At 38.0% G+C, this 3,553-nt stretch carries 5 protein-coding genes; 3 read left to right on the forward strand and 2 right to left on the reverse strand.

The genetic code is table 11. The features are described 5' to 3' along the window. Positions 1–388: 388 nt before the first annotated feature. On the reverse strand, positions 389–874 hold the full coding sequence (locus H6F42_RS21075) for a hypothetical protein (protein ID WP_190401345.1): 486 nt from the start codon (positions 872–874) through the stop codon (positions 389–391). A 4-nt stretch (positions 875–878) separates the two neighbouring features. Next, entirely contained in the window at positions 879–1,991 is a 1,113-nt protein-coding gene (locus tag H6F42_RS21080; RefSeq protein ID WP_190401346.1) for an XRE family transcriptional regulator, read from the reverse strand. Positions 1,992–2,179: 188 nt separating this feature from the next. Between H6F42_RS21080 and H6F42_RS21725 the strand changes: the two genes are divergently transcribed. Genes H6F42_RS21725 through H6F42_RS21090 form a run of 3 tightly spaced genes read left to right on the forward strand, consistent with a single transcriptional unit; the run spans position 2,180 to position 3,471 of the window. Next, positions 2,180–2,629 carry a multiubiquitin domain-containing protein gene (locus tag H6F42_RS21725; RefSeq protein WP_199289233.1) on the forward strand — a complete coding sequence of 150 codons (450 nt, stop codon included), beginning with the start codon at positions 2,180–2,182 and terminating at the stop codon, positions 2,627–2,629. 3 nt (positions 2,630–2,632) lie between these two features. Next, a complete protein-coding gene (locus H6F42_RS21730; protein ID WP_199289235.1) occupies positions 2,633–3,013 on the forward strand; it encodes an E2/UBC family protein in 381 nt (126 codons plus the stop codon). Next, the gene (locus tag H6F42_RS21090) at positions 3,010–3,471 is read left to right on the forward strand and encodes a Mov34/MPN/PAD-1 family protein (RefSeq protein WP_190401347.1); all 462 of its coding nucleotides are present in this window, start codon (positions 3,010–3,012) and stop codon (positions 3,469–3,471) included. The genes H6F42_RS21730 and H6F42_RS21090 overlap by 4 nt, the downstream gene beginning before the upstream one ends. Positions 3,472–3,553 lie beyond the last annotated feature (82 nt).

Here is a 3,553-nt window from a genome sequence, read left to right on the forward strand (position 1 = left end):
AATTCATCTAGCAATTCTTTGCGAATATTCATCGGTTTTTGTGTTAGTTATTGTGTGGCTAGATTATCTCTCTGCATACATCCCAGACTTTACACATTTCACTTTACACTCTCTTCGTGTCCGCAAAATCCTATCTCCTTAAGTCCTGTAGCCCAACCCTAGTAAAAACAATCACTGTCGTTCTTTGCGTTAATCACTTTAGGAATGTCACCAACAACTTACAACTTATCAGCTAAATCAAATGGACTCGGATATCTACTAGGCTACATCCTAGCCCTTGGGTATTAGTAACAATAGTTTCCATGACTATTATTCAAATTACTATATACCTTTTTCACATTTCTGTTTTTTCCTTGCACCCTTTTTTGTGAATGGGGCAATACCTCAGTTATAGACTTTGCTCCCAATCTAGCAAGACATTAGGAGCAATCCATTTTCCTCTATCTTCTACAAGAATTCTTTTCATCTCTAGTACTTGATCAGTAGTTCTATATCCTGTATCAAACATTTGTTTTAGCAGTTGCAAAGTCCGAATGTAATTAATTTGATAGTTGTTACATATTTTGAGCATTTTCCCATCATCTGTGCCACAAATAAGTTTTGATTGCTTGGCGATCGCTAATGTTGAACAGTCAGCAGTAGCAATAGGATAGAACTCTTGTCTAAACTTTCTGTAAAGGCTATATATCTCTTCTGTATTGAGAGGCAATGGCTGAAGATATTTAACAGCAGATTCTTTGGTTCTCTCGTCTAACTTACCAATACTAAGAATATCTTCAGATACAAAAAGAGGACTATAGTTATCTTGGAGCCATGCCCATTCATTCAGCCAGTGGAAATCAATTAGGACATTAGCATCCAAGATTATAGTCATAGTCTTATTTAATTACATAGAAATCAGAATCTTGGCTATGACGTTTGATTCGTTCTTTACCCAAATCCTGAAGTTTTATGTCTAAAAGCTCAGCCGCCGTAGTTTCAGTAATTTCTTCTGCTTCTAGTGCTTGCCATACCAAGTTATTAAATCGCCCGTTCTCAGGAAACTCTTTTATATTTAAGCTTGGTTCTAGTTCCTCGGAATTTTTTAGAGAAACTCCATTACGGTTTTTGTAGATACCCTTAATCTTGATTATCTCTTTCTGATAGTCAATTTGTTTCATGTCAGCGAGACGACGCAAGATAGTTTGATAACTTACCCTAAAGTGAACTTTAAGTTTTAAGATGTCTTTTGTAAATCGATATACGCGCTCAAATTCAGGCTGACACACTAGTAAATGACCAGCAAAATAATTTGCTACTCCTTCACGAAATTTCTCTTCATCCTTTGTACCCTCCTCTTTCAACGTATCTTGATACTCACCACGATGAAAGATTAAATGTCCAATTTCATGTGCCAGAGTAAAGATTTGACGTTCAATAGTGACATTGGAATTAATTAAAACAAATGCACCTGAATCTGAACTACAAGCACCTAATCCAAAAAAGCCTTCTGCTACTACAGGAAGACGCAAAACCTTAAGTCCTACACCTTCTACCGCTTCAAATAGATTCGCAATTGGTGCATCTCCTAGTCCAATGCGATGTCGAAACTGGGATGCAATTTCTTGAATATATGCCTCATTACCCTGCACCATATCGCAAGGAGTACTTTCTGGAGCATAAGGGTGAAGTCCAACTGCCTTTTCAAGTTGAGTATAAGTGGCTAAGAGCTGGCGAACTTGAGCAGCAAACTGTGGTGATTTTCCAAAAGACTCTCGAGCGCGAAAACGAAATTGGAGTTGATCATCATCTTTCGTGCGTAATAAATCATCTATCCCAACTCCCAAAACATAAGCTAAATCTGAGAGAGTTTTACTATCAGGTAAAGTTTTACCCTTTTCGTAATTATTAATGCTCTGGCGAGTGACCCCTGCCATTTCTGCTAGTCGCTCTTGAGACAGCCGTAATGCTTTACGGTAAAGAATCATATTGCCAGCGATAACATCTTTCATGGATGCCTCCTATTCGCTGATTTATTTTTAAATTAGGTTTTTGACTATTATGCCAAAAGCGATCAGCTTTTGTCAAATCAATTTGACTATTTATGATCTAAAAAAAGATTTTTAGTCGAATACAGTTGACTTTTTAGGATGAGATATGTAATCTAGTGTCAAAGCACTTTTACATAGAGGTTAATCCTATGACTGCTAATTACAAGGTTCGCATTGATGATATTGTCCACTCCATAAACGATTCTGTAGTAACAGGACAGCAGCTACTCGATCTTGCAAACAAGCTTCCTACAAGAGAGTTCTTGATTTTTGAGATGCTTAGTAATGGTCAACTTGAAGAGATTCGACTTGACGAGACGACAAATCTACAGAAACAGGGAATTGAAAAATTCATCACCTTTCGTAGCGATCGCTCATTCTTCTTTACAATTGACGGTCGCCGTTTCCAATGGGGGGCAAGTTTTATTACTGGTTTTCAGCTTAAAAAGCTTGCGAATGTCGATCCCAATACTTATGGTGTTTGGCAAGAAACCAAAAGCACAGAAGATCGCAAAATTGAGAATTGTGAACTTGTAGACTTGACTGAAGCAGGTGTTGAAAGCTTTTTCACTGGTAAGCAGACAACTACAGAGGGTTAAGCTATGAGTTTTTTACCCGAACGAGATCGTCTATATCTCAATCAACATGCTGTGAACTATAGAGAATCAACGAATGGAAAGTATAAGGGTATTGTTTTGTCTGACTTTACCCTGCCAATTGGCTTATACAACATACCCAATGCTGACATTTTGATTTTGTTGCCTCCAGGTTATCCTGACGTTCCCACTGATATGTTCTATTTGTTCCCTTGGGTCACTTTAACACAAGCAGCAAAGTACCCCAAGGCAGCCGATCAACCTTTCCAGTTTGATGGCAAAAGTTGGCAAAGGTGGTCTCGGCACAATAACGAGTGGAGGGTTGGAATTGATGGCATCCATACCACATTAATTAGGATGACAACAGCTTTAAAGGAGGCAAAATGATGAAGGCTAGTTTGACATTACAGGAACATCACTATGAGCTTCTAAAAGAGCTTTTACAACATGATGACGGAACCGAGGGAGCAGCTTATTTACTATGTGGTAATTCGTTTATCATATCTGATCCTTGGGATAGACAAGAACATCACAAATTTATTTCCTACGCAGTTGAAAAAGTTCCAGATGAAGATGTAGTCTCGCAATCTCAATTACACATTACTTGGAAGACAGACTCTTTTGTCAAAACATTAAAACAAGCAAAGATAAGAGGTCTAACAGTAGCAATTATCCATAGTCATAGTGATCTTTTAGCGTTTTCAGAGCAAGATGATCTCAATGAACCTGATTTAGTAGATCTTGCCAAGAATAGAAATGGTTTAGATACTAATTTATTAAGCCTGATTTTAATGCCTTCAGGTGAGATGATTGGGAGACTGTCAAGAAAAATGTGTAAAGTCTAGAAGCTAGAGATGGAGACGATCCTCAAAGAGGATGGCAAATCGATTAAGAGCAGGTTTCCAATCCCGAATCGGCATTGTCCAC

The organism is Pseudanabaena sp. FACHB-1998 (assembly GCF_014696355.1).
GTDB lineage: Bacteria > Cyanobacteriota > Cyanobacteriia > Pseudanabaenales > Pseudanabaenaceae > Pseudanabaena.

Coding starts and splice junctions, on each gene's coding strand:
- H6F42_RS21075 (WP_190401345.1), bottom strand. CDS start 874: ATGACTATAATCTTGGATGCTAATGTCCTAATTGATTTCCACTGGCTG.
- H6F42_RS21080 (WP_190401346.1), bottom strand. CDS start 1,991: ATGAAAGATGTTATCGCTGGCAATATGATTCTTTACCGTAAAGCATTA.
- H6F42_RS21725 (WP_199289233.1), top strand. CDS start 2,180: ATGACTGCTAATTACAAGGTTCGCATTGATGATATTGTCCACTCCATA.
- H6F42_RS21730 (WP_199289235.1), top strand. CDS start 2,633: ATGAGTTTTTTACCCGAACGAGATCGTCTATATCTCAATCAACATGCT.
- H6F42_RS21090 (WP_190401347.1), top strand. CDS start 3,010: ATGATGAAGGCTAGTTTGACATTACAGGAACATCACTATGAGCTTCTA.